This is a genomic window from Streptomyces argenteolus, assembly GCF_042902585.1.
Taxonomy (GTDB): domain Bacteria; phylum Actinomycetota; class Actinomycetes; order Streptomycetales; family Streptomycetaceae; genus Streptomyces; species Streptomyces argenteolus.
Genome location: NZ_JBIBEG010000002.1, coordinates 418,960 through 445,637, shown reverse-complemented (window position 1 = coordinate 445,637; position 26,678 = coordinate 418,960). Strand labels below are relative to the sequence as shown.

Sequence of the window (26,678 nt, the reverse complement as noted above, 5' to 3'; positions counted from 1 at the left end):
ACCGCGGGAAGCTCGCGTTGACGCCGGAGTGGTTTGCGCCGCTTCCGTACGGTTCAGGCGCGGCGGGAGAGCAGCAGCAGCGCGCGGTCGTCGTTGACGTCCTTCGCGCAGGCCTCGATGAGGTGCCAGGCCGCGCCCTCGAAGCCGGTCGCCACGTAGCGGTCGGCCTCCCCGGTCAACCGGTCGATGCCGTCGGACATGTCCCGGTCGGACGCCTCCACCAGGCCGTCGGTGAAGAGCATCAGGACGTCCCCGGGGGCCAGCGATCCCTTCACCGCGTCGAACTGCGCCCCGTCGTACACCCCGAGGAGCGGGCCGTCGGCGGCCTTCTCCTCCCACCGTCCGCTGCCCGCGTGCAGTTGCAGCGCGGGCGGATGTCCGGCGGAGAGGAGCTCGTAGTCACCCGATTCCAGGTCCAGGACGAGATGGATGGACGTCGCGAAGCCCTCGTCCCAGTCCTGGCGGAGCAGATAGCCGTTGGCCGCGGGCAGGAAGCCGTGCGGCGGCAGCGAGCCCAGGAGGCCGCCGAAGGCTCCTGACAGCAGGAGGGCCCGGGAGCCGGCGTCCATGCCCTTGCCGGAGACGTCGGTGAGCACGACCTCCAGGGTGCGCCCACCGTTGGTACGGGCGGCGACGACGAAGTCACCGGAGAACGACTGGCCGCCGGCGGGACGCAGCGCCATCTCACGGTGCCAGCCGTCGGAGAGCCGCGGCAGGGCGCTCTGCACCCGGATCCGCTCGCGCAGGTCGAAGAGCATCGTGCCGCCGCGTCGCCACGGCACCCCGACCCTGGCCCGGAACTGGGCGAGCACCAGACCGAAGAACCCGCAGGCGGCGACGACCAGGACGGTGCCGGGCGTGACGCGGGCGGGGCCTTCCGCGTACGGCCCCAGCGCGATGGACTCCACGATGAGGGCCGCCGCGGCGGTCGCGTAGAGGCTGAGCAGACTGGCCGGCCGCAGCAGCAGACCGCCCGCGACGATCGGCAGCGCCAGGGCGGCCGGTGAGCACCAGACCGGGTTCAGCAGGGTGACGCAGGTGATCACCGGAATGACGACCAGCAGGCCGGCCAGGGCTATCCAGTCGGACCCGTCACCGCGGAAGTAGTCGACGCCGGAGCGGCGCAGCGCGATGCGCGCCCGGTGCGCCGATCTGCGCCACCGGGCGGTGTAGGTGTCTGCTCCTCCGCGACGTGCCATTGTCGGGACCTTATCCACCCGGAGCCCTCCGGTGCAGGGGGACCCGGTGACAATGTGTTCGAAACCGGGTCGCCCGGATGGCGGAGCGCTGGTAAGCAGGGCGCATGACCACTGAACTGCGGACCCTGTCCGCCTCGGAATGGGACCCCTGGTTCGACTGCGTCGAGTTGGCGTTCGGCGGCGTCCCCTTCCCCCCGGAGAAGCGCGAGATGTACGCCGCGCTGGCCGAGCCGGACCGGGCGGTCGGCCTCTGGGACGGGGCGGACTGCGTGGGGACGGCCGGGGCGTACAGCTTCCGGCTGACCGTGCCCGGCGGGGCCGCCGTGCCGGCCGCGGGCGTCACGGCGGTGAGTGTCGCCGCGACCCACCGCCGGCAGGGCCTGCTGACATCGATGATGCGGCGCCAGCTGGACGACGTCCGTTCCTGGGGCGAGCCGCTCGCCGTGCTGCTGGCCTCGGAGCCCGGCATCTACGGACGGTTCGGGTACGCGGCCGCCACCTCGGAGATGAATCTGCGGGTCGACACCTCCCGGGTCGGCCTGAAGCTGCCCCCGGGGACGGACGAGGTCCGGGTGCGCAGGTCGTCGCCGGAGCAGGCCCTCGACGCCTGCGAGGCGGTCTACGCCCGGCTGGCGGCGGCCCGGCCCGGGACCCCGCTGCGGCAGCCCGGCTGGGAGCGGGTGCCCGTGAACGACCCCGAGAGCAGCCGGCACGGCGGCTCCCCCTTGCAGTGCGTCCTCGCCGAGCGGGACGGCGCGATCACGGGGTACGCGACGTTCCACCTCAGGCCCGCCTGGGACGACGCCGGTCCACGGGGCACGGTGGCGGTGCGTGACCTGGCGGCGCTCGATCCCGCTTCGTACGCGGCGCTGTGGCGCTTCCTGGCCGGGGTCGACCTGACCTCGTTCGTCGAGTGCCGCAACCGGCCGGTGGACGACGCCGTGCTCCGGCTGGTCTCCGACGTCAGGCGCTGCGACGCCCGGTTGCGGGACGGGCTGTACGTGCGCCTGGTCTCCGTGGACGCGGCCCTGGAAGCGCGTGGCTACCGGGCGCCGGTGGACGTGGTGCTGGAGGTGGAGGACGCCTTCTGCCCGTGGAACGAGGGGCGTTGGCGGCTGACCGCCGGCGCGCAGGGCGCGCCCACCTGCCGCAGGACGGCGGACGAGCCCGAACTGGCGCTTTCCTCCAACGAGTTGGCCGCCGCCTACCTGGGCGGGGTGTCCCTGACGACGCTGGCGGCGGCGGGACAGGTGCGGGAGCTGCGGGAGGGTGCGCTGGCCGAGGCGTCCCTGGCCTTCTCCTCGGACGTACAGCCGTGGTGCCCGCACGGTTTCTGACGGGCGTCCGGGGCTAGCGGCCCGACGCCGAGGGCTGGCAGCCGGGGCACCAGAAGAGGTTGCGCGCGGCCATTTCCGCCGTGCGGATCTCCGTACCGCAGATGTGGCAGCCCTGCCGGGCCCGCCGGTAGACGTACACCTCGCCGCCGTGGTCGTCGACCCTCGGGGGGCGGCCCATCGCCTCGGGGAGGTGCTCGGGGCGGACGGTGTCGATCCGGTTGTTCCGCACGCCCTCGCGCATCAGGACGCCGAGGTCGGCCCAGATCGCGTCCCACTCGCCGCGCGTGAGGTCCTTGCCCGGGAGGTACGGGTCGATGCCGTGCCGGAAGAGGACCTCGGCGCGGTAGACGTTGCCGACGCCCGCGACGACCTTCTGGTCCATCAGCAGGGCCGCCACCGTCACACGGCTGCGTGAGATCCGCCGCCAGGCCCGCTCGCCGTCCTCGTCGGCGCGCAGCGGGTCGGGGCCCAGCCGGTCGTGTATCGCGCGCTTCTCGGGGCCGGTGATCAGGGCGCAGGTGGTGGGGCCGCGCAGGTCGGCGTGGTGGGCGTCGTTGAGCAGGCGCAGCCGGACGGTGCCGGCGGGCGGCGGGGCCGGGGTCGCGCCGAAGCCCAGTTTGCCGAAGAGGCCGAGGTGGATGTGGACCCAGGCCGCGCCCTCGAAGCCCAGGAAGAGGTGCTTGCCGTGGGCGTCGACGCCGGTGAAGGTCCGGCCGTCCAGCAGGGCCGCGCTCCCGGCGAACGTGCCCTGGGGGCTGCTCACCCGCACCGGGCGGCCCGCGAAGCGCTCGTGGTGGTCGGCGGCGAGGCGGTGGATCGTATGCCCCTCGGGCACGGCGTGGCTCCTGGAAACGCGCTCGTGCCGCCGGGAGCTACCCGGCGGCACGAGGGAGGCGGATGAGGGCGGGTCAGCCCTGCTGCGGGTGGTGGGCCGGGATCGGGGGGAGCTCGCCGGTGCTCTCGTACGCGGAGAGCATCTCGATGCGGCGGGTGTGGCGCTCCTCACCCGAGTACGGGGTGCCGAGAAAGATCTCGACGAACTTGGTGGACTCCTCGACCGTGTGCATCCGGCCGCCGATGGCCACGACGTTGGCGTCGTTGTGCTCGCGGCCGAGCGCGGCGGTCTGCTCGCTCCAGGCGAGTGCGGCGCGTACGCCCTTGACCTTGTTCGCGGCGATCTGCTCGCCGTTGCCCGAGCCGCCGATGACGATGCCGAGGCTGCCCTGGTCCGCGGCCGTCCGTTCGGCGGCGCGGAGGCAGAACGGCGGGTAGTCGTCCTGGGCGTCGTAGAGGTGAGGACCGCAGTCGACGGCCTCGTGGCCGTGGGCCGTGAGCCACTCGACGAGGTGGTTCTTCAGTTCGAAGCCGGCATGGTCGGAGCCGAGGTACACGCGCATGGTGCGAAGTGTGGCACGAACGGGACCGGGTAACCGTCAGCGGGGTCGGGACCCGCAGCCCCGGGCCGGGCGCCCGGTGCGGACCCCGGGGCGTGTGGGCCACGCCACTCGCACAACGATCGGGTCAAGGAAACGGACGAGGGGGTTCCGGTTACGGGCCTGCTCGGGCTTGAATGCGTGGCCTTGTCCTCGCCACCACCCCCGTCGAGGGCATGACCCGACACACATGATCAGAAAACGTAAGGATTCGATCCATGACGTCGCAGACCACTGTGGCTGATCCGGGCCACCAGCCCGGCGAGCCCGGCACGCCGGATTCCCCCGACGGACTTCAGGCCGGTCTCAAGAACCGCCACCTCTCGATGATCGCCATCGGCGGGGTGATCGGCGCCGGCCTCTTCGTCGGATCCGGCGCCGGTATCGCCGCCGCGGGACCGGCCATTCTCCTGTCGTACGCGCTGGTCGGCCTGATGGTCGTCTTCGTCATGCGGATGCTCGGCGAGATGGCCGTCGCCCGGCCGAGCTCCGGCTCCTTCTCCGCCTACGCCGACCAGGCCCTGGGACGCTGGGCCGGCTTCTCCATCGGCTGGCTGTACTGGTTCTTCTGGGTCGTGGTGCTCGCCGTCGAGGCGACGGCGGGTGCCAAGATCCTGGAGGGCTGGGTCCCCGGCGTGCCGCAGTGGGCGTGGGCCCTGATCGTCATGGTGGTGCTCACGGCGACCAACCTGGTCTCCGTCGGCTCGTACGGCGAGTTCGAGTTCTGGTTCGCCGGGATCAAGGTCGTGGCGATCGGCGCGTTCGTCGTCGTCGGTCTGCTCGCCGTCTTCGGTGTCCTGCCGGGATCGGACGACGCCGGGTCCGGCCTCGCCCACCTCACGGACACCGGCGGGTTCTTCCCCGAAGGGCCGGGGGCCATCCTCACGGGTGTGCTGATGGTCGTCTTCTCCTTCATGGGCAGCGAGATCGTCACGCTGGCCGCCGGGGAGTCCGAGGACCCGCGGCGCGCCGTCTCCAAGGCCACGAACAGCGTGATCTGGCGTATCGCCATCTTCTACCTGGGCTCGATCTTCGTCGTCCTCACCCTGCTGCCGTGGAACGACCCCTCGATCGTCGAGGACGGTTCGTACGTCGCCGCGCTGAACGTCATCGGCATCCCGCACGCCGGCCAGGTCATGGACGTCATCGTGCTGACGGCCGTGCTCTCCTGTCTGAACTCCGGCCTCTACACGGCCTCGCGCATGGCCTTCTCGCTGGGACAGCGGGGGGACGCGCCCAAGGCCTTCGCCCGGGTGAACAAGCGGGGCGTGCCGCAGGCGGCGATCCTGTCGTCCGTCGTGTTCGGTTTCGTCGCCGTGTTCTTCAACTACCAGTGGCCCGACACGGTGTTCGCCTTCCTGCTGAACTCCTCCGGCGCGGTCGCCCTGTTCGTCTGGCTGGTCATCTGCTTCACCCAGCTGCGGATGCGCGGCATCATCCTGCGCGAGTCGCCCGAGAAGCTCGTCGTCCGGATGTGGCTCTTCCCGTATCTGACCTGGGCGACGATCGCGATGATCTCGTTCGTCCTCGTCTACATGCTGACCGACGACGCCGGGCGTGAGCAGGTGCTGCTCTCGCTGCTGGTGGCGGCCCTGGTCGTGGCCGTCTCGCTGGTGCGTGACGCCCGGAGCAAGAAGGAGGCGGCGCCGGTCGAGTGACCGGCACGCATACCTGACGGCCGATGTCAGGTTTACCCGGGAGGCTCTCCCTCGCCCCGCGATCCCGCGAGCGAACGGAGAGCCTTTCCCATGACCGCGAAGACCCCGCCCGAGAGTTTCCAGACCGCCTTCACGCTGGCCCCCGAGCACCTCGTCGAGCCCACCGGAGCCCTGGGTGTGCGGGACGCCGTACGGGACGCGTCCGCGCGCGGGCTGCGCGTCGCCGTCCACGCGACCGGGCACGGGCTGCCGGGCCCCGTCGAGGGCGGGGTGCTGATCAGCACGCGCCGGATGGACGAGGTGGAGGTCGATCCGCGGAGCCGCACCGCGCGGATCGGGGCGGGCGCGACCTGGGGCCGGGTGATCGCCTCCGCGGCCCCGCACGGGCTCGCCCCGCTGAACGGCTCCTCCCCCGGCGTCGGCGCCGTCTCGTACACCCTGGGCGGCGGCCTGGGCATCCTGGCCCGGGAGTTCGGCTACGCCGCCGACCACGTCCGCTCGCTGGACGTGGTGACCGCCGACGGCGTCCTGCGCCATGTGACCCCGCGGACCGAGCCCGACCTCTTCTGGGGTCTGCGGGGCGGCGGTCACCGGCTGGGTGTCGTGACGGCGCTGGAGATCGGCCTGGTGGCCGTGGAACGGCTGTACGGCGGCTCACTGGCCTTCGACGGCGACAGCGCCCCCGCGCTGCTGGGGCGCTATCTGGAGTGGACCCGGACCCTCCCGGACACGTGCACCTCGTCGGTCGCGGCGGTGCGCTACCCCGGCGCCCCGGAGCTGCCGGAGCACCTGCGCGGCCGGTACGTAATCTCGGTGCGCGTCGCGTACACGGGCCCGGCGGCGGAGGGCGAGAGGCTGGTCGCGCCGCTGCGCGCCGCCGGCCCGGTCCTCTCGGACTCGCTGCGGGAGATGCCGTACACCGAGAGCCACACGATCCACAGCGACCCGCCGTTCCCCCACGCCTACCACGGCGAGGGGATGATGCTGCGCGACCTGGACGCCCGGGCCGCCACCCGGGTCCTGGAGCTGACCGGTCCGAAGGCGCCGATGATGACGGTGGTGCAGCTCAACCACCTGGGCGGCGCGCTGGCCGCCGCGCCCGCGCACGACAGCGCGGTGCCCCACCGTGGGGCCGGCTTCCTGCTGCGGCTGCTGTCACCGCTGGACGGCACGGACGTGACGGCGGTACGGGCGCTGTACGCGGAGGTGGCCGGGGTGACGGCCCCGTACGACCTGGGCCGCGCCCTCAACTTCTCCTTCGGCGGCGGGGACCGCGCGGAGACCTACGAGGCCGTCCACGGGCCCCGGACACGCGAGAGGCTCGCCGGTCTGGTGTCGCGCCACGACCCGGCGAGCCTCCTCGGTGGTGCCTACGGCGTCAGTCGCGGCGCCCGATGAGCTTCCAGGAGGCGGGCAGCGCGCCCATGGCCAGCGCGGCCTTGAGGGCGTCGCCCACGAGGAACGGCACCAGGCCGGCCGCGACGGCGGCGCTCATCGACATGCCGGTGGAGAGCGCCAGGTAGGGCACGCCGACCGCGTAGATGATCAGGGAGCCGACCGCCATCGTGCCCGCGGTGCGCAGGACGGAGCGGTCGCCGCCGCGGCGGGCGAGGCCGCCGACGACCGTGGCGGCGAGCAGCATGCCCAGCACATAGCCGAACGACGCGCCGCCCGGGCCCGAGGTGCCTCCGGAGAACCACGGCATGCCGGCCATGCCGACGAGCGTGTACAGCGCGAGGGAGAGGAAGCCGCGGCGGGCGCCGAGGGCGGTGCCGACGAGCAGCGCGGCGAAGGTCTGGCCCGTGACGGGGACCGGGGAGCCGGGGACCGGCACCGCTATCTGGGCCGCGATGCCGGTGAGGGCCGCGCCGCCCACGACCAGCGCCGTGTCCACGGCGTAGCGGTGGCGGACCGCGGGCAGCAGGTCGGCGAGGACCGCTCCGGAACGGACGGGGGCGGCAGCAGTGCTCATCGGGACTCCGCGGGTGAGATCGGCAGGACGGGGACGGACTGAGGGTGACGTTAGCCGACGGGACCTCGCCCGATCACCATCAGCCGCCCACAAAGCGGCGGTTGAGGGCTTAGTGGGGTTCGAACAAAGCCGTCAACACAATCACCGGTCGGCGTGATGCTGGTCACTGAGGTGAGGGTGCCCCCTGCTCCCCGCTCGAAAGGGGGCGCCACCGCGTGAGACTGTAGGTTCCCCATAAATGCTCCGAGAGTGATCCGCAGCTCATGCACGACGCGTCGCCCCCCACGCACCCCTCCGCGCCACCCGGACCCCCGTCGTCCGGGCCGCCGCCGTCCGCGCCCCTGGCGCACGGCCTGAAACAGCGCCACCTGACGATGCTCGGCCTCGGCGGCGTGATCGGCGCCGGTCTCTTCGTCGGCTCCGGTGCCGGGATCGCGGTCGCCGGGCCCGCCGTCGTGGTGTCCTACCTGCTCGCGGGCACGCTCGCGATGCTGGTGATGCGGATGCTGGGCGAGATGTCGGCGGCGATGCCGGCGTCCGGCTCCTTCTCGGTCCACGCCGAGCGCGCGCTGGGCCGCTGGGCCGGTTTCAGTGTGGGCTGGCTGTACTGGTTCATGCTGGTGGTGGTCCTCGCCGTGGAGGCGACGGCGGCCGCGCAGATCGCCCACGGATGGGTGCCCGCGGTGGACCAGTGGCTGTGGGTGCTCCTGTTCATGGTGGTGTTCACCGCGGCCAACCTCACCGCCGTGAAGAACTTCGGCGAGTTCGAGTTCTGGTTCGCCGCGCTCAAGGTCCTCGCGATCGTCGCCTTCCTGGTGCTCGGGCTGCTGGCCGTCTTCGGCCTGCTCCCGGACACCGGCGCGGTGGGTACGGCCCATCTCACCGGCCAGGGCGGCTTCCTGCCGAACGGCTGGGAGGGGGTGGTGTCCGGTGTGCTCACCGTGGTGTTCGCCTTCGGCGGGCTGGAGGTCGTGACGATCGCCGCCGCGGAGACCGACGATCCGGCGCGCGCGGTGGGGCGGGCCGTGCGCAGCGCGGTGGTGCGCATCCTCTTCTTCTACGTCGGTTCCATGCTGGTGATCGTGACCGTGCTGCCGTGGACCGCGCAGAAGGCCGGGATCAGCCCGTACGTGAAGGTCCTGGATTCGATCGGGGTGCCGTCGGCCGGGCAGATCATGAACATCGTGGTGTTCGTGGCGCTGCTCTCCGCGCTCAACGCCAACCTGTACGGATCCTCGCGGATGGTCTTCTCGCTGGCCGAGCGCGGCGAGGCCCCGCGCGGGCTGCTGAAGGTGTCCGGCGGATCCGCGGGCGGGGGCGGGGTGCCCCGGCGGGCGGTCCTTGCCTCGGTGGCCTTCGGCTTCGTCTCGGTGCTGCTCAATCTGCGGTGGCCCGACACGGTGTTCCTCCACATGCTCAACTCGGTCGGCGCGGTCCTCCTGTTCGTCTGGGGCATGATCGCCGCCTCGCAACTGCGGCTCAGGCGGCGGCTGGAGCGCGAGGCGCCGGGCGCCCTGACGCTGCGGATGTGGTGTTTCCCGTATCTGACCTGGGCGACCCTGGCCGGGCTGCTGGCCGTCCTGCTGCTGATGCTGACCGACGAGGCGGCCCGCCCCCAGGTGCTCTGGTCCTCGGGTGCCACCGGTCTCGTGCTGCTCGTGGCGGCCGTGCGGGAAGCGCGGGCGAAGCCGTAGGCGGGTGAGCACCTTGTGTGAGCCTGGTGACCGTATAGCGGACAACCGTTCCCCGTGACCGGGACTCGTGCCCAGACTGTGGGCCGACCCCTGTCCCGACCAGTGAACAGAGCCTGTCCATGTCCCGGACCTCCGCGCCGCCCCCCACGGACGCATCCGCTCCCGCAGCCGACTCCGCGCTCACCCACGGGCTCAAGCAGCGCCATCTGTCGATGATCGCCCTGGGCGGGGTGATCGGGGCCGGCCTGTTCGTCGGCTCCGGTGCGGGGATCGCCGCGGCCGGCCCGTCGATCGTCCTCGCCTACGCCGGCTCCGGCCTGCTGGTCATGTTCGTGATGCGGATGCTCGGCGAGATGTCCGCGGCCAACCCCGCGTCCGGCTCCTTCTCCGTCCACGCGGAGCGGGCGATCGGCCCGTGGGCGGGCTTCACCGCCGGATGGTCGTTCTGGGTGCTGCTCTGCGTCGCGGTCGGCCTGGAGGGCATCGGCGCCGCGCAGATCGTCACGGGCTGGCTGCCGGGCACGCCCGAGTGGGCCTGGGTGGCGCTGTTCATGCTGGTCTTCCTCGGCACGAACCTGGCCGCCGTGAAGAACTTCGGCGAGTTCGAGTTCTGGTTCGCCGCGCTCAAGGTCGTCGCGATCACGCTCTTCCTGGTGCTCGGCGTCCTCGCGATCCTCGGCGTGCTGCCGGGCACGGACTCCCCCGGCGCCGCCAACCTCACCGGCGACGGCGGCTTCCTGCCGAACGGCTCCGAGGGCCTGATCATCGGTCTGCTCGCCTCGGTCTTCGCGTACGGCGGCCTGGAGACCGTCACCATCGCGGCGGCCGAGTCGGAGAACCCGGTGCGGGGCGTCGCCAAGGCCGTGCGCACGGCGATGTGGCGCATCGCCGTCTTCTACATCGGCTCGATGGCCGTCATCGTGACCCTCGTGCCCTGGGACGACCCCGCGGTCGCCGAGGTCGGCCCGTTCTACGCGATGCTCGACCACCTCGGCATCAGCGGTGCCGCGGAGATCATGAACGTGGTCATCCTCGTCGCGCTGCTCTCCGCGATGAACGCCAACATCTACGGCTCCTCGCGCATGGCCTGCTCCCTCGTCGCCCGCGGCCAGGGCCCGCGGATCCTCGGCAAGGTCTCCTCCGGTGTCCCGCGCAACGCCGTGCTCGCCTCCTCCGTCTTCGGGTTCCTGTGCGTGCTGCTCAGCTACTGGCGGCCGGAGGACGTGTTCCCGTGGCTGCTGAACATGATCGGCGCGGTGATCCTGGTCGTCTGGTTCTTCATCGCCGTCTCCCAGCTGATCCTGCGCAGGCGGACGGAGCGGGAGGCCCCCGACCGGCTCGTCGTCCGGATGTGGCTCTTCCCCGGCCTGACGATCGTGTCGCTGGCGGCCATGACCGGAATCTTCGTCCTGATGCTGCGCCAGCCGGACACCCGCGACCAGCTGCTGGCCACGGGTGCGCTGACCGCGGTGCTGATCGTGATCGGCCTGGTGCGGCAGAAGCGAGCGGAGCGCGTCGCCGCTGCCGAAAACTGAGTGCATACGGCACGGTCGCTCTGCGAGGGTTCCGGCATGAATCCACTCCCCGCAGATCCGACCGTGCTGCACCCGATGCCCGGCCAGCCGCGCGTGGTGCAGCTCAAGCCGCTGGTCACGTCCCCGCTCATCGAGGTCGGCGCGTACTCGTACTACGACGACCCCGATGACGCGACGGCCTTCGAGACCCGCAACGTGCTGTACCACTACGGCCCGGAGAAGCTCGTCATCGGACGTTTCTGCGCGCTGGGGACAGGGGTGCGGTTCATCATGAACGGCGCCAACCACCGCATGGACGGCCCGTCCACCTTCCCGTTCCCCACCATGGGCGGCTCCTGGGCCGACCACTTCGACCTGCTCACCGGTCTGCCGGGCCGGGGCGACACGGTGGTCGGCCACGACGTGTGGTTCGGCTACCGGGTGACGGTGATGCCGGGCGTGCGCATCGGCAACGGCGCGATCATCGCGGCGGGCTCCGTCGTCACGTCCGACGTGCCGGACTACGGCATCGTGGGCGGCAACCCCGCCAAGCTGCTGCGCACCCGCTACGACGAGAAGGACATCGCCCGTCTCCTCGCCGTCGCCTGGTGGGACTGGCCGGCCGAACACATCACCGCGCACGTCCGCACCCTCATGTCGGGCAGCATCGACGACCTGGAGGCGGCGGCGCCTCAGCCAGGCTGAGCGGGAGGAGCGTCGGTCGTGGCCACCCTGGCCCTCCCGTCCGGGCACCGGCGCGACGTCCGGCACCGGGCCGGGGCGGCTGTCCGGCCGGTGAGCTCCACCGGATCCGCGGTGCTCCTGGGCCGGACGCCCGGCCCGGGCCGCGGATCTCAGGCGAGCGTGATCTCCAGCTGCGGCAGCACGCGCCCGGGGATCGAGCCGGACGGGGTGGCGCCGGTGCGGACGGCGCCCATCGTGCGGTAGAAGGCCTCGGCGTTCGGGTCGGCGTCGATGGTGAGCCTCCCGAAGCCGAGCCCGCGGGCCTGGTCCATGGTGCGCTCGAACAGAAGCCGTCCCACGCCGCGCCCGATGGTGTCCGGTTCCACGAACATCATGGCGAGCGCGCCCCGGGGCGGTTCACCGGACACCGTGGTGAACCCCAGCACGCGGCCGTCCTCCTCCGCCACCAGGGCCCGCCCGCCCGTCAGATCGTCCGGCCGGAGGGTCAGTTCCTCGCGGCAGGCCTCCAGGAACGCCTCGTCGTAGCCCCAGTGGGCCTTGGACCGCAGGGCCAGCCCGGTCAGCGCCGCGGCCTCCGCCGACCGTCCCGGTCGCAGCTCCATGCCTTCCTCCTCCGTCGGCTGCCGAGTACCGTACGCGGGCCTCACATGAGGGAACAGGGTTCCGTCCGCCGCCGCGTGACCCCCTGGGGCTTCGGGGGTTGTTCCGTACCTGACGATGAGCCCGTCCACCTCGTTCTCGTGGCGCCGCGCCAGGACGTGGCAACCGCCGCACCAGGTGGACGGGCGTGCCGTCACCGTCGGCCCCCAGGCCGGGGAAGTCGGTGCCGACGGCGTCCGCCCCCTGCCCGATGGGGGAGACGCGCGCGACTCCGTCCGGCCCCAGGGTGAACGGCTGATCACCTTCGGGGCCTCCTCCTGCTAGCCTGCAATTGCGAACAACTTGCAATAACGACCAGTTAGCAGTTGGAGGGTTCGACCCCATGGCCACGTACACGCTCCCGGAACTCCCGTACGACTACGCGGCGCTCGAACCGGTCATCGCCCCGGAGATCATCGAGCTCCACCACGACAAGCACCACGCGGCGTACGTCAAGGGCGCGAACGACACCCTGGAGCAGTTGGAGGAGGCCCGTGCCGAGGAGGCCTGGGGCGCGATCAACGGCCTCCAGAAGAACCTCGCGTTCCACCTCTCCGGCCACATCCTGCACTCGATCTACTGGCACAACATGACGGGTGACGGCGGCGGCGAGCCCCTCGCGGCGGACGGTGTGGGCGATCTGGCGGACGCCATCGCGGAGTCCTTCGGGTCGTACGCCGGCTTCAAGTCCCAGCTGACCAAGGCCGCGGCCACCACACAGGGCTCCGGCTGGGGGGTCCTCGCGTACGAGCCGGTCAGCGGGAAGCTGATCGTCGAGCAGGTCTACGACCACCAGGGCAACGTCGGGCAGGGCTCGGTGCCGATCCTGGTCTTCGACGCCTGGGAGCACGCCTTCTACCTCCAGTACAGGAACCAGAAGGTGGACTTCATCGAGGCGATGTGGCGCGTCGTCAACTGGCAGGACGTGGCGAAGCGCTACGCCGCCGCCAAGGAGCGCGCCGACGTGCTGCTGCTCGCTCCCTGACCGGAGGCCCGAGCGTCCTGCCTCGTGAGCGTCTTCTCACCCTTCACCCGGCAGGCGGATGGACGGAGAACCCCCGCGAGGACGTGACTCGCGGGGGTTCTCCCCTTTCCCGCGCGTCAGATCCGGAACACGGACCCGATGAACTCGCTGAGCAGCCGTTCCTTGAGCGGCCCCGGCAGCGCGTCCAGGAGGACCAGCACGGGTGCCATACGGCCGGGCAGTCCGGCGCCCTCGCCGAGTCCGGCGAAGGCGAGCACGGCCGCGATCTCGTCGGGCCCGAGCGTGTCGGGGTCCAGCCCGGCGGCGAACGCGGCCAGTTCCGGGTCGATCACGACAGGCTCCAGGGCGCGCGCCTTCTCCAGGGCGGTCGCGAGATCGCCCAGCAGCGCGTCGACCTGGCCGACGGTGGCGGGGGTCAGCGTGAGGTGGAGGTTGGGCGGGAGGCCGTCGAAGGAGAGCTGCGGCTGGAGGTACCAGCCGAGCGCGCGCATCTCGTCGGCGAGATGGAGGAGCAGGCTGAGGTCCGGGTTCCCGCCGTCCTCCCCCACCACGGTGAAGGCGACGAGCCCGGCGGCCGGATCGCCCAGGACGTGCACGCCGGCACTCGCCCGCAGTCCCGCCAGCAGCCGGTCCGACGCGTCGGCGACCCGGGCCGCGAGCGCGGTGTAGCCGTCCTCGCCCACGAACCGCAGGACCGCCCAGGCCTGCGCCAGCAGACCGCCGGACTTGGTGCCCTGCACGGTCGGGTTGACGACGGGGTAGCCGGGCCAGCCGGCGTGCGCGAAGTACTGGTGGCGGCGCAGTCCGGCGTCGCGGTACAGGACCACCGAGGCGCCCTTGTCGGCGTACGCGTACTTGTGCAGGTCCACGGAGAGCGAGGTCACCCCGGGCACGGACAGGTCGAAGGGCGGGACCTCGCGGCCGGCGCGCCGCAGGTAGGGCAGGATCCAGCCGCCGATGCAGGCGTCGACGTGGCAGAGCACCCCGCGCGCGGAGGCGGCGGCGGCGATCTCGGCGACGGGGTCGACGACCCCGTGGGCGTACGAGGGGGTGGAGGCGACCACCAGCGCGGTGCGGTCGGTGAGCGCGGCGGCCATGGCGGCCGGGTCGGCGCGGAAGGTGACGGGGTCGACCGGCACGACGACCGGCTCCAGGCCCAGATAGGCGGCGGCCTTGTGGAAGGCGGCGTGGGCGGTGGACGGGAGAACCAGCTGGGGTTCGGTGATCCCGCGTTCCGACCGGGCGTGCTCACGTGCGGTCTTGACCGCGAGCAGGATGCTCTCCGTGCCCCCGCTGGTGAACGTCCCCTGGGCCCCGGGGGTGCCGAGGAGGGCCGCGACCGCGCGGACGATGTCGTTCTCCAGCCGGGCCACGCTCGGGAAGACCGTCGGATCGAGCCCGTTGACCGTCGCGAACGTGGTGTACGCCTCGGCGGCCAGCTCGTCGAGGCCGGCCAGCCCGGCGTCGTAGACGTAGGCGAAGGTGCGTCCTCCACGGGTGGGGGCGTCCGCCGCGCGCAGGGCCCGCAGTTCGGCGAGCACGTCACCGGCGGGGCGGCCTTCGGGCAGGGCGGGTTCAGTCGGCACGGGCGGGCTCTTTCCGGAGGGGGCGGTTCACGGTCGGGGTCACGCGGTAACGGCTCAGCAGGAGAAGGCTCGCGGCGGCCAGCACGGCGGGCAGCAGGCTCATCCCCACGGTGATCCCGGTCAGGGCGGCGTGCGGCTGGTCCACCTGGTGCGCGGCGTCGGAGGACCGGAAGCCGGTGACGGCGAGGACCGAGGCGAATACCCCGGCGCCCAGGGCGAAGGCGAGGGTCTCGGCGGCCGTCCACAGCCCGGTGAAGGTGGCGGCCCTGCGCCGTCCGGTGGCGACGGCGTCGGCGGCAAGGGTGTCCGCGAGCATCGTCAGCGGCAGCAGCTGGAGGCCCGCGTAGGCGATCCCGACGAGGACGACCGCCGCGTAGCCGACGGCGGGGCCCGCGATCCCGGTGAAGGCGAGGAGCACCGCCCCGGCCGTGTAGAGCAGGGACGCGCACCACTGGGCGTACGTCACGCCCTTGCGGCGGGCCAGCCGGTTCCACAGCGGCATGAAGAGGACGAGCGGGCCGATCAGGCAGGCGAACAGCGGGGTGACGGCGCCTGCCGAGCCGAGGGTGTACGTCGCGAAGTACTGGACGCCCGCCAGCATCACGCCGATCGCCAGCGCCTGGAGCGTCCACATCCCCGCCAGATACAGGAACGGCCTGCTGGATCGGGCGGCGGCGAGCTGCGCGCCGAGCGAGGGCTCCGCCTCGCTGCGGGCGACGGCCGGGGCGCGGCGGGTGGCGGCCCACGCCCCGAACATGCCGACGGCCAGCAGCACGGCGACGACGGCGCCCATCAGCCGGTAGCTCTGCGGGGTGTCCCCGTCGGCGTGCGCGATCGCCGGGGCCACCGCGCCGGAGAGCAGGATGGCGACGCCGAGGAACCCCACCCGCCAGCCCAGCACCCGGCCGCGTTCGTGCGGGTCCTCGGTCATCTCCGCCGGCATGGTCACGTACGGCACCTGGAAGACGGCGTACGCGGTGGCGGCCAGCAGGAACAGGACGCCGACGTAGGCCGCCGCGCCGGCGCCCCGCAGCGGCGGCGCGGCGAAGATCAGGGCGAAGAGCGGGGGCAGGGTGCAGGCCCCGATCAGCAGGAAGGGCCTGCGCGGTCCGCCGCGCAGCCGGCTGCGGTCGGAGACCGCCCCGACCAGCGGGTTGACGAGGACGTCCCAGGCCTTCGGCAGGAAGACGGCCGCGCCCGCGACGGCCGCGGGCACGGCGAGGACGTTGGTCAGGTAGTACAGCAGGATCAGGCCGGGCACGGTGGCGAAGGTGCCGGTGCACAGCGAGCCCAGGCCGTAGCCGACGCGCACGGAACGCGGCAGGGGCGGGGCGGTGTGCTGATCCGGACCTGCGGCTGACATGGGCAGATCCTGAACGATGTTCATCTTTTCGGCAAGACCCCGGCCGCCCGCTACACATGACCGCCACACGGCGGGCGGGGCACGGCCGCCCCGCCCGCGGCAGGCGCGGGGTCAGTCGACGACGGGTCCCTGCGTGCGGGACCGGTCAGTCGAAGATCGGGCCCTGCGTGCGGGTCCGCTTGATCTCGTAGAAGCCGGGGATGGACGCCACCAGCAGCGTGCCGTCCCAGAGCTTCGCCGCCTCCTCGCCCTTGGGGGCGGGGGTGACGACCGGGCCGAAGAAGGCGATCTGCTCGCCGTCGGCGCCGGGTACGGCGATGACCGGCGTGCCGACGTCCTGGCCGACCTTGTCGATGCCCTCCTGGTGGGAGGCGCGCAGCTCCTTGTCGTACGCGTCGGAGTCGGCGTACTCCAGCAGGTCGGCCGGCAGGCCGACGTCCGCCAGGGCCCCCGCGATCGCCTCGCGGGTGGGGCCCTCGCCGTTGTTGTGGATGCGGGTGCCGAGCGCGGTGTAGAGCGGGCCGACGACGTCGTCGCCGTGCTTCTGCTGGGCGGCGACCACGACCCGGACCGGCGCCCACGCCTTGGTGCGCATCATGTCCTGGTACTCCTCGGGCAGCTCGTCGAGCCTGGACTCGTTCAGGACGGCCAGGCTCATCACGTGCCAGCGCACCTCGACGTCGCGGACCTTCTCCACCTCCAGCATCCAGCGGGAGGTCATCCAGGCCCAGGGGCAGAGCGGGTCGAACCAGAAGTCGGCCGGGACCTTGGCGGCGGCCGTGCTGTTCTCGGGCATGTCTCTCCTCATGAGGTGGGTCTGCGCCTGAGCGTCAGAACACCGTCGGCCCCTGCCGCCATTCCCGTGCGTGTGCGGCGACGGCCGCGTGGGAGGATCAAAGGTGTTCGAACGAGACACGAAGGAGTGCTCCGTGCCCGGTGAAAACCTGTCCCGCGACGAGGCCCGCGAGAGGGCCGAGCTGCTGACCGTCGACGGCTACGAGGTCGCCCTCGACCTGCGTTCCGCTGTCGGTGAGCCCGACGGGGGCGACGGGGAGGCCGGCCCGCGCACCTTCCGCTCGCGGACCACGATCCGCTTCCGTGTGGCCCGCGACGGCGCCTCGACCTTCGCCGACCTGCTGGCCCCGGCCGTGGACGCCGTGACGCTGAACGGCAAGGACCTGGACCCGGCGGCCGTCTTCGACGGCACCCGGATCGCGCTGGACGGTCTGCCCGGCGGCGAGAACGTCCTGGTGGTCGACGCGCGGTGCGCGTACAGCCGCACCGGCGAGGGCATGCACCGCTTCGTCGACCCGGAGGACGGCGAGGTCTACCTCTACACGCAGTACGAACCGGCCGACGCGCGCCGCGTCTTCGCCAACTTCGAGCAGCCCGACCTCAAGGCCCCCTACCGCTTCGAGGTGACGGCTCCCGAGGGCTGGCGGGTCTGGAGCAACGGCGAGGAGGAGTCCCAGGAGGGCGAGGTCCACCGCTTCGCGGAGACGAAGCCGATCTCGACGTACATCACGGTGGTCGTCGCGGGGCCGTACCACTACGTGAGCGACCTCTACACGCGGACGTTCGACGACGGCACGAAGCTGGAGATCCCGCTCGGCGCGATGTGCCGGAAGGGGCTCGCGCGCCACTTCGACGCGGACGACGTCTTCCTGATCACCAAGCAGGGCCTGGACTTCTTCCACGACCACTTCGACTACCCGTACCCCTTCGGGAAGTACGACCAGGCGTTCGTGCCGGAGTACAACCTCGGTGCGATGGAGAACCCGGGGCTGGTCACCTTCCGCGAGGAGTACATCTACCGCGGCAAGGTCACCTCGGCGTCGTACGAGCGCCGCGCCAACGTCATCCTGCACGAGATGGCGCACATGTGGTTCGGCGACCTGGTGACCATGCGGTGGTGGGACGACCTGTGGCTGAAGGAGTCCTTCGCCGACTTCATGGGCACCTTCTCGATGGTGGAGGCCACCCGCTTCACCAACGGCTGGATCACCTTCGCCAACAACCGCAAGGCCTGGGCCTACCGCGCCGACCAGCTGCCGTCCACCCACCCGATCACGGCCGACATCCGTGACCTGGAGGACGCCAAGCTGAACTTCGACGGCATCACGTATGCCAAGGGCGCGTCGGTGCTGAAGCAGCTTGTGGCCTATGTGGGACGGGACGCCTTCCTGGAGGGCGCGCGGCGCTACTTCAAGCAGCACGCGTACGGCAACACGCAGCTGGGCGACCTCCTCTCGGTGCTGGCCGAGACCTCCGGCCGCGACATGACGGCCTGGTCGCGCGCGTGGCTGCAGACGGCGGGGGTCAACGTCCTGACGCCGGTCGTGTCGTACGGCGAGGACGGCCGGATCGCGGAGCTCGCCGTGACCCAGGAGGCCGCCGCGTCCCACCCGGAGCTGCGGCCCCACCGGGTCGCCGTCGGCCTGTACCGGCTGTCCCCCGAGGGGGAGCTGGTGCGCTACGCCCGTGCCGAGACCGATGTCGCGGGCGGGCGGAGCGTGGTCGCGGAGCTGGCCGGGGCCGAGAAGCCCGACCTGGTCCTGGTCAACGACGACGACCTCACGTACTGCAAGGTCCGCTTCGACGAGGTGTCCCTGGCCACCCTTCGCGAGTACCTCGGTGACATCACCGACCCGCTGGCCCGTGCGCTGTGCTGGTCCGCCCTCTGGAACATGACGCGTGACGCGCTGCTGCCCGCGCGGGACTTCGTCGCCCTGGTCCTCTCCTCCGCCGGGCGCGAGTCGGACATCGGCGTGCTCCAGATGCTGCACGCCTGGGCGCAGTCGGCCCTGGTGCACTACGCCGCGCCGGCCTGGCGCGAGGAGGGCGGCCGGGCACTGGCCGAGGGCGCCCTGGCGGAGCTGCGCAAGGCGGAGCCGGGCAGTCAGCACCAGCTGACGTGGGCCAGGTTCTTCGCCGCGGTCGCGGAGTCCGAGGCGGACCTCCAGCTGCTGGCCGGCCTGCTCGACGGCACCGCGGCCGTCGACGGCCTGGACGTCGACCAGGAGCTGCGCTGGGCGTTCCTGTCGCCGCTGGCCTCCCACGGTGTGGCCGACGAGGCGGGGATCGACGCCGAACTCGCCCGCGACGACACCGCGTCCGGCAAGCGTCACCACGTGCGGTGCCTGGCCTCCCGCCCCTCGGCGGCGGTGAAGGCACAGGCGTGGGCGGCGGTCGTGGAGTCGGACAAGCTGTCCAACGCCCTCGTGGGGGCGACGATCGCCGGTTTCGAACAGCCCTCGCAGCGGGAGCTGCTGGCGCCGTACACCGCGTCGTACTTCGAGGCGATCGAGCGGGTGTGGGCCGAACGCTCCATCCAGATCGGCATGGACGTGGTCAAGGGGCTCTTCCCGGGGCTCCAGGACGACCCCGCGACCCTCGCCGCGACGGACGCGTGGCTGACCTCGCACCCCGACGCCGCACCGGCGCTGCGGCGCCTGGTCCTGGAGGCGCGGGACGATCTGGCACGGGCGCTGCGGGGGCAGGAGCGCGACGCGGCGGCGTGAGTCTCCGGCGCGCGCCCCGCACATCCGTGCGGGGCGTGCGCCGTGCAATCCCTGCCTCGACCGCCCATTTCGACAGTCGAACTGCCGTACTTCAGGACGGGCTCGTCCTGGAATGTCGACGGACCTGTAACACGGGTTACCGCGCTGCGAGGCTGAGGGAACCTCCCCGGCATGACCCAGAACACCCCGCTGTCCCCCCGCACCTCCCCCGACGTGCGCCACCGCGTGCAGTCCGCCGAGCAGTTGCGCGCCCGGGGCGTGACCTCCGCGCAGACCGCGGACCGGTGCCTGCCCGGAGGGCCGTGGCAGCAGCTGCTCCCCGGTGTGTACCTGCTGCACCCGGGACCGCCGACGAACGACGACCGGGTGCGCGGCGCACTGCTGTACGCGGGGCGCCGCCCGGCCACCGCCCGCCGGACCATGCCCGTCCAGGCCGGACCCGGGTACGGGGAGGCCATGGTGACGGGGCTGGCGGCGCTGGCCCTGTACGGCTTCACCTCCGCGCCCCCGGTGATCGCGCTGCACCGCGTCGACGTACTGGTACCGCGCACCCGGCGTCCGCGCTCCACCCGCTTCGTCCAGGTGACGCGGACCTCTTCCCTCCCCCGGCCGCAGCACAGGTTCGGGATTCCGCTGGCCCCGGTGGAACGGGCCGTCGCCGACGCGGTGGCGTCACTCACGGACGCCTCGACGGTGCGCAGGCTCCTGACGGAGGCGGTGCGGGGCGGACACTGCGAACCGGGCCCGGTCGTACGGGAACTGAACGCGGCCAAGCTGCTGGGCCGGGCGCACGTGGTGGACGCCGTGGACGCGCTGCTCGTGGAGGGCCGGGCGGTGGCGGAGAACCGGCTGTACGAGATGGTGCGCACCCACGGGCTGCCGGAGCCGGTGTGGAACGTGGAGCTGTCCCTGCCGGACGGCGGCCGTCTGGGAGGGGTGGACGCCTACTGGCCGGAGCAGGCCGTCGCCCTCGAACTGGGCGCCCGTTCACCCCGGGAGGACGGTGTCACCTTCGCCGCGGAGCGGGAGCGTCTGGAGCGGCTCGGGATCGCTCTGGTGCGGGTGACGCCGAAGCAGCTGCGGGAGGCGACGGCACAGCAGGCGGTGGTGGTACGTACGGCGCTGATGGCGGCCTGCGACCGTGCACCCGCGGCCTATGTGGTGGTGTTGCCACGGTAAGTGGCGCAATGCTCCCAGTGGCGGATCTACGCCATGTCCCGTTCTCGTCCCCGTCAACTCTCCACAAACCCCTGTCATTTACGAAAGGCTGAGCGGTCATCGGGTACCGAATTCCGGACTCTCTCTTTCTTTCACAATCAGGGATGCTGATGACCAAGGAATCCCCCAGCTCCATACCCGGGGCGAGACGCGCGGCGCGCATCGCGGCCGCGGCCGGTCTGGCGGCCACACTGGCCGCCTCCGGTGCCGCTCCGGTCTTCGCCGCCGACGATCCTTCCGCCTCGCCGGTGAAGCCCGCCGCCACGAGCGCCAAGGGCGACAAGCTGGGCGAGGCCGACGCCGATGTGCTGGCGAAGGCCGAGGCCAAGGGCGAGAAGAACATCACCATGATGGTCGCCACCACGCCCGGGGCGACCGAGCAGGTCGCCGCGCAACTGGACGCCGTCAAGGGGTCCGTGCCGGGACAGCGTTACGACAAGCTCGGCTACGTCCGCGCGACCGTGCCGACCGCGACCGCCGAGGCCACCATCAAGGCGGCGCAGAAGCTCTCCTCCGTCAAGGGCATCGATCTCGAGCAGGAGATCAAGCTCGACGACCCGACGCCCGCGGGCGACCGGGCCGCCGGAGCGAAGCAGCCGAAGGCCACGGGCAGCTACCCGGCGCCGGACAGGAACACCCCGGCGAAGAACCCGTACAACCCGTCCTTCGAGACGGGCGCGGTCGACTTCGTGAAGCAGCACCCGAAGGCCGACGGCCGCGGGATCACCATCGGCGTCCTGGACTCCGGTGTCGACCTCGGGCACCCCGCGCTGCAGAAGACCACCACCGGCGAGCGCAAGATCGTCGACTGGGTGACCGCCACCGACCCCGTCAGCGACGGGGACGGCACCTGGCTGCGGATGACGGCCTCGGTCGCCGGTCCGGCCTTCACCATCGGCGGCCGCACCTACTCGGCGCCGGAGGGGTCCTACAAGATCCAGCTCTTCTCCGAGGCCGCCACCCGCGGTGGCGACATGGCCGGGGACCTGAACCGGGACGGCGACACCACCGACGTCTGGGCCGTGCTCTACGACCCGGTCGCCGGCACCGCCCGGGTCGACCTGAACAACGACGCGGACTTCGGCAACGACACCGCGCTCAAGCCCTACAAGGACGGCCACCAGGTCGGCTACTTCGGTACGGACAACCCCGCGACCGACGTCGTCGAACGCATCCCGTTCGTCATCGAGACCCGCAAGAACGTCGTGTACAACGCGGCCGGCGCCACCGCCGACTTCGTGAACATCGGCGTCATCGAGAGCGAGCACGGCACGCACGTCGCGGGCATCACCGCGGCCAACGGCCTGTTCGGCGGCAAGATGAACGGCGCCGCCCCCGGCGCGAAGATCGTCTCCTCGCGTGCCTGCACGTGGTCCGGCGGCTGCACCAACATCGCGCTGACCGAGGGCATGATCGACCTCGTCGTCAACCGCAGTGTCGACGTCGTCAACATGTCGATCGGCGGCCTGCCGCCGCTCAACGACGGCAACAACGCCCGTGCCGAGCTCTACAAGCGGCTCATCGACATCTACGGCGTCCAGCTGGTCATCTCGGCCGGCAACGACGGCCCCGGTGTGAACACCATCGGTGACCCCGGCCTGGCCGACCACGTCATCTCGGTGGGCGCGTCCATCTCCAAGGAGACCTGGGCCGCCAACTACGGCTCCAACGTCACCAAGAAGTACGACATGCTGCCCTTCTCCTCGCGCGGTCCGCGTGAGGACGGCGGCTTCGCGCCGATCCTGACGGCCCCGGGTGCGTCCATCAACACCACCCAGACCTGGCTGCCCGGCGGCCCGGTCAAGGAGGCGGGCTACTCCCTCCCGGCCGGCTACTCGATGCTCCAGGGCACCTCGATGTCCTCCCCGCAGGCAGCCGGCGCCACCGCGCTCCTGCTGTCCGCGGCGAAGCAGAAGCACATCGAGCTGCCCCCGGCCGACCTGCGGACCGCGCTGACCAGCACCGCCACCCACATCGACGGCGTGCCCGCGCACGCCCAGGGTTCCGGCCTGATCGACATCGTCGGCGCCTGGAAGCAGATCGAGAAGAAGGGTGCGCCGGCTCACGAGTACGCCGTGAAGGCGCCGGTCGACACCGCGATCGACTTCGCGCTGAAGGACCCGGGCTTCGGCACCGGTCTGTACGACCGTGAGGGCGGCCTGAAGGCCGGCCAGAAGAAGTCGTACGACGTCGTCATCACCCGCACCACGGGTCCGGACACGGACGTGAAGCACAAGCTGTCGTGGAAGAACAACGACGGCACCTTCTCCCTCACCGGTTCGAGCACCGTCTCGCTGCCCCTCGGCAAGCCGGTCACCGTCAAGGTGCAGGCGAAGCCCCGCACCGCGGGTGTCCACAGCGCCATCCTGCGGGCGGACGACGCCAAGACCGTCGGCGTGGACCAGCAGATCCTGGCCACGGTGGTCGTCGCCAAGGACCTGGTGAAGCCGGCCTACGCGTTCTCGACGACCGGCTCGGTGCAGCGCAACGGCACCACGTCGTACTTCCTGAACGTCCCGGAGGGCTCCGAGACCCTGGAGGTCGCGCTGAGCGCCCTGCGCTCGGGCAGCCAGACGCGGTTCATCTCCATCCACCCGTACGGCGTCGCTGTGGAGGACAGCTCCACGATCTACTGCTACCCGAACTACGAGAACCCGACCAACACCTGCCGCCCGGACACGCGCTCCTACAAGGACCCGCAGCCCGGCGTCTGGGAGATCGAGGTCGAGTCCCGCCGTACGTCGCCGCTGCTGGACAACCCGTACAAGCTGGACGTCTCGCTGCTCGGCGCCACCTTCGACCCGGCGGTGCAGACCATCCCCGAGGCGAAGATCGGCACCCCGGCCGCGGTCGAGTGGACGGTCACCAACAACGCGGGCGACCTGGAGGGCGCGCTCAAGGGCGGCTCGCTGGGTTCGGCCGACGTGGAGCGCCCGTCGATCGCCACGGGTGGCGAGTACACCAAGACCGTCACCATCGGTGAGGGTGTCGAGAAGCTGGACATCGCCATCGGGAACACCTCGGACGCCAACGCCGACATCGACCTCTACGTCTACAAGGGCGACACCGAGGTCGGAGCGTCGACCACGGCGGGCTCGGAGGAGTCGGTCAGCCTGGTGAACCCGGCCGCCGGCACCTACACCGTCGTCATCGACGGCTACTCGGTCCCGGCCGGGACCACCGAGTACGACTACCGGGACGTGTACTACGCCCCGTCGCTCGGCGAGATCAAGGTCGACGAGTCGAAGGCCGTGAACCTGGCCAACGGCGCGTCCGCCCAGGTCGGCGCCGAGGTCGTGGTCGCCGGAGCGGCTCCCGAGGGCCGGCAGTTCTTCGGCGAGGTGCAGCTGGTGAACTCCCGCGGGACGGCCGCGGGCACCGGCAGCGTCGTGATCGAGAAGGTCGCGCCGTAGCTCCCACCACGGTGTGATCCGTACGACACCTCATGACTGTGGGGCGGGCGCTCTCAAGGGCTCCCGCCCCACAGCTCTGTGCGCGGTGCGTCCGCCTGCCGGACAATGGATTGGACAAAGAAGCCGTGGACATACGCATCATGGACCGGCAACCGTGCCCGTTCGTACGTGTGAGGGAGTTCCTGTGAAGGTCGGAATCGTCGGCGCCACCGGTCAGGTCGGCACAGTCATGCTCAGGATTCTGGCCGAGCGGAAGTTCCCCGTCGCCGAACTCCGGCTCTTCGCCTCCGCGCGCTCCGCGGGCTCCACCCTCGCCTACGAGGGCACGGACATCACCGTGGAGGACGCCTCCACGGCGGACTACACCGGGCTGGACATCGTGCTGTTCTCGGCAGGCGGCGCCACGTCCAAGGCGCTGGCCGAGAAGGTCGCCTCGCAGGGCGCCGTCGTGATCGACAACTCCTCCGCGTGGCGCAAGGACCCCGAGGTCCCGCTGGTGGTCTCCGAGGTCAACGCGCACGCGGTCAGGAACCGCCCCAAGGGCATCATCGCCAACCCGAACTGCACCACGATGGCGGCCATGCCCGTGCTGCGCCCGCTGCACCAGGAGGCGCAGCTCGACGCGCTGATCGTCGCCACCTACCAGGCGGTCTCCGGCTCCGGTGTCGCCGGTGTCGCCGAGCTGCACGGCCAGGCGTCCAAGGTCATCGCCGACGCCGACAAGCTGACGCACGACGGCGACGCGGTCGACTTCCCCGAGCCGGGCGTCTACAAGCGCCCGATCGCCTTCAACGTGCTGCCGCTCGCCGGTTCGATCGTGGACGACGGTTCCTTCGAGACGGACGAAGAACAGAAGCTCCGCAACGAGTCCCGCAAGATCCTGGAGATCCCGGAGCTCAAGGTGTCCGGCACCTGTGTCCGGGTCCCGGTCTTCTCCGGCCACTCCCTCCAGATCAACGCCCGTTTCGCCCGTCCGATCAGCGTCGAGCGCGCGTACGAGCTGCTGAAGGACGCCGAGGGCGTGGAGCTGTCCGAGATCCCGACCCCGCTCCAGGCGGCCGGCAAGGACGCGTCGTACGTGGGCCGCATCCGTGTCGACGAGACCGTCGAGCACGGCCTCGCCCTGTTCGTCTCCAACGACAACCTGCGCAAGGGCGCCGCGCTGAACGCGGTGCAGATCGCGGAGCTGGTGGCGGCGGAGCTGAAGGGCTGACGCCCCGTTCATCGGCGAAAGGGCGGCCCCCGATGCCCGGGGGCCGCCCTTTCGCGTGTCTCAGAGGGCGAGGTGACGTCTGAGGGCGGCATCGATGTCGCGCATACGCTGACGCGGGACCGTCCCGACGCGCTTGAGTACACGCTCCGGAGAAACAGCCCGGACCTGCTCGCACTGCACCTTCGAATCCCTCGGCAGCCCGCTCCCGGCGGCCTGGAGCAACACCTGGAACGTGAGGACGCGGGCGGTATTCGATGTCAGGGGCACCACCGTGATCACCCCGCGGCCGTTCGACACGACCGACTGATTGGCCGCGTTGTTGGACACGATCACGGCCGGCCTGACCTTGTTGGCCTCGCTGCCCCGGGCAGGTTCCAGGTCGACCAAGTGGATATCGCCTCTACGCATCGACGATTCCGTCCCCGACCGTGCGGTCCCACAGGGCGGCGTCCTCGCTCGCGTCCCATTCCTCGAAGGCCTCGGTGTACTCCGCTTCGAGCCCCGCCTCGCGCAGCAACTCGATGGCGGCGTGTATGACCGCCGACCGGGAGTCCGCCTCGGTCTTCGCGGCGTACTCGTCGACGAAGGCGACATCCTCCTGCGGCAAGCTCACACTGATCTTCATAGCCGCAATCCTACCCCGAGTAGGAAGGAATGGCTACCGTGGCACTACCTCCCGGCCCCGTTCGGTCGCACCTCGAAGTGGAAGCACCCGTACTCCACCGCCCGCACGTGCACCAGCGCCACCTCCGGATCGGCGAAGGCCTCCGCGAGCGCCGCGTCGAAGCCCCGCTCCTCGTCGGCGGGGATCTCCAGCAGCCGGCCGCCGACGATCCTGCCCTCCGCGTCGTAGCGCCGTACCGTGCGCAGGGCGCCCGCGCGGGAGAAGGGGTAGCCGATCCGGTCCGCCGCAGGGCCCTCGCACTCCTCGGCGTGGATGAAGACCGGCCCCTGTTCGTCGTAGGCGCCCGGGCGCGCCCAGGTCTCGGCCGCCCAGCGCCGCAGCGGCGCGTACGAGACGAGCGCGATCCGCTCCCCCGCCTCCGCGCCGCGCAGGCAGCAGCGCAGGGGGTCGCCGCTCTCCGTGGCCGTGTACGGGACGCAGGGGCGTCCGGCGTCGTCGGCCGTCCGGAGCTCTTCCAGCGTGCTGGAGCCGATGGGCAGTGCCGTGTACGTGGTCATGGTCCGAGGGTGGCCCCGGAACCCGGGCGGGTCCGGCGGAAAACGG

22 protein-coding genes are annotated in these 26,678 nt (G+C 71.6%); 11 read left to right on the top strand and 11 right to left on the bottom strand.

The window, feature by feature from the left end; genetic code table 11:
- Window positions 1–53: 53 nt before the first annotated feature.
- The gene (locus ACFY8O_RS08555) at window positions 54–1,199 is read right to left on the bottom strand and encodes a PP2C family protein-serine/threonine phosphatase (protein WP_387900117.1); all 1,146 of its coding nucleotides are present in this window, start codon (window positions 1,197–1,199) and stop codon (window positions 54–56) included.
- Between the two features lie 104 nt (window positions 1,200–1,303).
- On the opposite strand from ACFY8O_RS08555, the gene ACFY8O_RS08550 reads away from it, so the two are divergent.
- A complete protein-coding gene (locus tag ACFY8O_RS08550; RefSeq protein WP_387900115.1) occupies window positions 1,304–2,536 on the top strand; it encodes a GNAT family N-acetyltransferase in 1,233 nt (410 codons plus the stop codon).
- A gap of 13 nt (window positions 2,537–2,549) precedes the next feature.
- Here the strand turns inward: ACFY8O_RS08550 and ACFY8O_RS08545 are convergent, their stop codons facing one another.
- Together ACFY8O_RS08545 and ACFY8O_RS08540 are read right to left on the bottom strand one after the other, a co-directional pair.
- Window positions 2,550–3,371 carry an Fpg/Nei family DNA glycosylase gene (locus ACFY8O_RS08545; protein WP_387900113.1) on the bottom strand — a complete coding sequence of 274 codons (822 nt, stop codon included), beginning with the start codon at window positions 3,369–3,371 and terminating at the stop codon, window positions 2,550–2,552.
- 73 nt (window positions 3,372–3,444) lie between these two features.
- Complete coding sequence (locus tag ACFY8O_RS08540; RefSeq protein WP_387900111.1) at window positions 3,445–3,933, bottom strand: ribose-5-phosphate isomerase; 489 nt, start codon at window positions 3,931–3,933, stop codon at window positions 3,445–3,447.
- 254 nt (window positions 3,934–4,187) lie between these two features.
- Here ACFY8O_RS08540 and ACFY8O_RS08535 point away from each other — a divergent pair, with 254 nt between their 5' ends.
- Together ACFY8O_RS08535 and ACFY8O_RS08530 are read left to right on the top strand one after the other, a co-directional pair.
- Window positions 4,188–5,627, top strand: a complete 1,440-nt coding sequence (locus tag ACFY8O_RS08535; RefSeq protein ID WP_145801531.1) for an amino acid permease — start codon at window positions 4,188–4,190, stop codon at window positions 5,625–5,627.
- 90 nt (window positions 5,628–5,717) lie between these two features.
- Window positions 5,718–7,025: an FAD-binding oxidoreductase gene (locus ACFY8O_RS08530; protein ID WP_387900109.1), complete on the top strand. Its 1,308-nt coding sequence runs from the start codon at window positions 5,718–5,720 to the stop codon at window positions 7,023–7,025.
- Here the strand turns inward: ACFY8O_RS08530 and ACFY8O_RS08525 are convergent.
- A complete protein-coding gene (locus ACFY8O_RS08525) occupies window positions 7,006–7,599 on the bottom strand; it encodes a biotin transporter BioY (RefSeq protein WP_145801528.1) in 594 nt (197 codons plus the stop codon). The two genes, ACFY8O_RS08530 and ACFY8O_RS08525, sit on opposite strands and share 20 nt — an antisense overlap.
- Window positions 7,600–7,862: 263 nt before the next feature.
- On the opposite strand from ACFY8O_RS08525, the gene ACFY8O_RS08520 reads away from it, so the two are divergent.
- The 3 genes from ACFY8O_RS08520 to ACFY8O_RS08510 all read left to right on the top strand — a co-directional run bounded on the left by ACFY8O_RS08520 (window position 7,863) and on the right by ACFY8O_RS08510 (window position 11,512).
- Complete coding sequence (locus tag ACFY8O_RS08520; RefSeq protein ID WP_387900107.1) at window positions 7,863–9,293, top strand: amino acid permease; 1,431 nt, start codon at window positions 7,863–7,865, stop codon at window positions 9,291–9,293.
- Window positions 9,294–9,412: 119 nt separating this feature from the next.
- On the top strand, window positions 9,413–10,828 hold the full coding sequence (locus tag ACFY8O_RS08515; RefSeq protein ID WP_387900105.1) for an amino acid permease: 1,416 nt from the start codon (window positions 9,413–9,415) through the stop codon (window positions 10,826–10,828).
- 36 nt (window positions 10,829–10,864) lie between these two features.
- Window positions 10,865–11,512, top strand: coding sequence for a CatB-related O-acetyltransferase (locus tag ACFY8O_RS08510; protein WP_387900103.1), 648 nt, complete (start codon window positions 10,865–10,867; stop codon window positions 11,510–11,512).
- A gap of 149 nt (window positions 11,513–11,661) precedes the next feature.
- On the opposite strand, the gene ACFY8O_RS08505 is transcribed toward ACFY8O_RS08510, so the two are convergent.
- Complete coding sequence (locus tag ACFY8O_RS08505; RefSeq protein ID WP_387900102.1) at window positions 11,662–12,114, bottom strand: GNAT family N-acetyltransferase; 453 nt, start codon at window positions 12,112–12,114, stop codon at window positions 11,662–11,664.
- A gap of 380 nt (window positions 12,115–12,494) precedes the next feature.
- Between ACFY8O_RS08505 and ACFY8O_RS08500 the strand changes: the two genes are divergently transcribed.
- Window positions 12,495–13,136 carry a superoxide dismutase gene (locus ACFY8O_RS08500; RefSeq protein ID WP_145801523.1) on the top strand — a complete coding sequence of 214 codons (642 nt, stop codon included), beginning with the start codon at window positions 12,495–12,497 and terminating at the stop codon, window positions 13,134–13,136.
- Between the two features lie 116 nt (window positions 13,137–13,252).
- On the opposite strand, the gene ACFY8O_RS08495 is transcribed toward ACFY8O_RS08500, so the two are convergent.
- The 3 genes from ACFY8O_RS08495 to ACFY8O_RS08485 form a co-directional block, all read right to left on the bottom strand.
- On the bottom strand, window positions 13,253–14,722 hold the full coding sequence (locus ACFY8O_RS08495) for a pyridoxal phosphate-dependent decarboxylase family protein (RefSeq protein ID WP_387900100.1): 1,470 nt from the start codon (window positions 14,720–14,722) through the stop codon (window positions 13,253–13,255).
- Entirely contained in the window at window positions 14,712–16,085 is a 1,374-nt protein-coding gene (locus ACFY8O_RS08490) for an MFS transporter (RefSeq protein ID WP_387900098.1), read from the bottom strand. Before ACFY8O_RS08490 ends, ACFY8O_RS08495 begins: the two co-directional genes overlap by 11 nt.
- A 145-nt stretch (window positions 16,086–16,230) precedes the next feature.
- Window positions 16,231–16,881 (bottom strand): mycothiol-dependent nitroreductase Rv2466c family protein, encoded by a 651-nt coding sequence (locus tag ACFY8O_RS08485; protein WP_145801520.1) that lies wholly within the window; start codon window positions 16,879–16,881, stop codon window positions 16,231–16,233.
- 133 nt (window positions 16,882–17,014) lie between these two features.
- On the opposite strand from ACFY8O_RS08485, the gene pepN reads away from it, so the two are divergent.
- From pepN to ACFY8O_RS08465, 4 genes are all read left to right on the top strand, one after another.
- Complete coding sequence (gene pepN, locus ACFY8O_RS08480; RefSeq protein WP_387900096.1) at window positions 17,015–19,606, top strand: aminopeptidase N; 2,592 nt, start codon at window positions 17,015–17,017, stop codon at window positions 19,604–19,606.
- A gap of 171 nt (window positions 19,607–19,777) precedes the next feature.
- Window positions 19,778–20,785, top strand: a complete 1,008-nt coding sequence (locus ACFY8O_RS08475) for a hypothetical protein (protein ID WP_387900094.1) — start codon at window positions 19,778–19,780, stop codon at window positions 20,783–20,785.
- Between the two features lie 143 nt (window positions 20,786–20,928).
- On the top strand, window positions 20,929–24,237 hold the full coding sequence (locus tag ACFY8O_RS08470; protein WP_387900093.1) for a S8 family serine peptidase: 3,309 nt from the start codon (window positions 20,929–20,931) through the stop codon (window positions 24,235–24,237).
- 184 nt (window positions 24,238–24,421) lie between these two features.
- Window positions 24,422–25,450: an aspartate-semialdehyde dehydrogenase gene (locus ACFY8O_RS08465; RefSeq protein WP_387900091.1), complete on the top strand. Its 1,029-nt coding sequence runs from the start codon at window positions 24,422–24,424 to the stop codon at window positions 25,448–25,450.
- A 60-nt stretch (window positions 25,451–25,510) separates the two neighbouring features.
- Here the strand turns inward: ACFY8O_RS08465 and ACFY8O_RS08460 are convergent, their stop codons facing one another.
- Genes ACFY8O_RS08460 through ACFY8O_RS08450 form a run of 3 tightly spaced genes read right to left on the bottom strand, consistent with a single transcriptional unit; the run spans window position 25,511 to window position 26,632 of the window.
- Window positions 25,511–25,858, bottom strand: a complete 348-nt coding sequence (locus ACFY8O_RS08460) for a type II toxin-antitoxin system PemK/MazF family toxin (protein ID WP_145801514.1) — start codon at window positions 25,856–25,858, stop codon at window positions 25,511–25,513.
- Window positions 25,851–26,075 (bottom strand): ribbon-helix-helix domain-containing protein, encoded by a 225-nt coding sequence (locus tag ACFY8O_RS08455; RefSeq protein WP_145801513.1) that lies wholly within the window; start codon window positions 26,073–26,075, stop codon window positions 25,851–25,853. The genes ACFY8O_RS08460 and ACFY8O_RS08455 overlap by 8 nt, the downstream gene beginning before the upstream one ends.
- 44 nt (window positions 26,076–26,119) lie before the next feature.
- On the bottom strand, window positions 26,120–26,632 hold the full coding sequence (locus ACFY8O_RS08450; protein ID WP_387900088.1) for a DUF1203 domain-containing protein: 513 nt from the start codon (window positions 26,630–26,632) through the stop codon (window positions 26,120–26,122).
- Window positions 26,633–26,678: the final 46 nt, after the last annotated feature.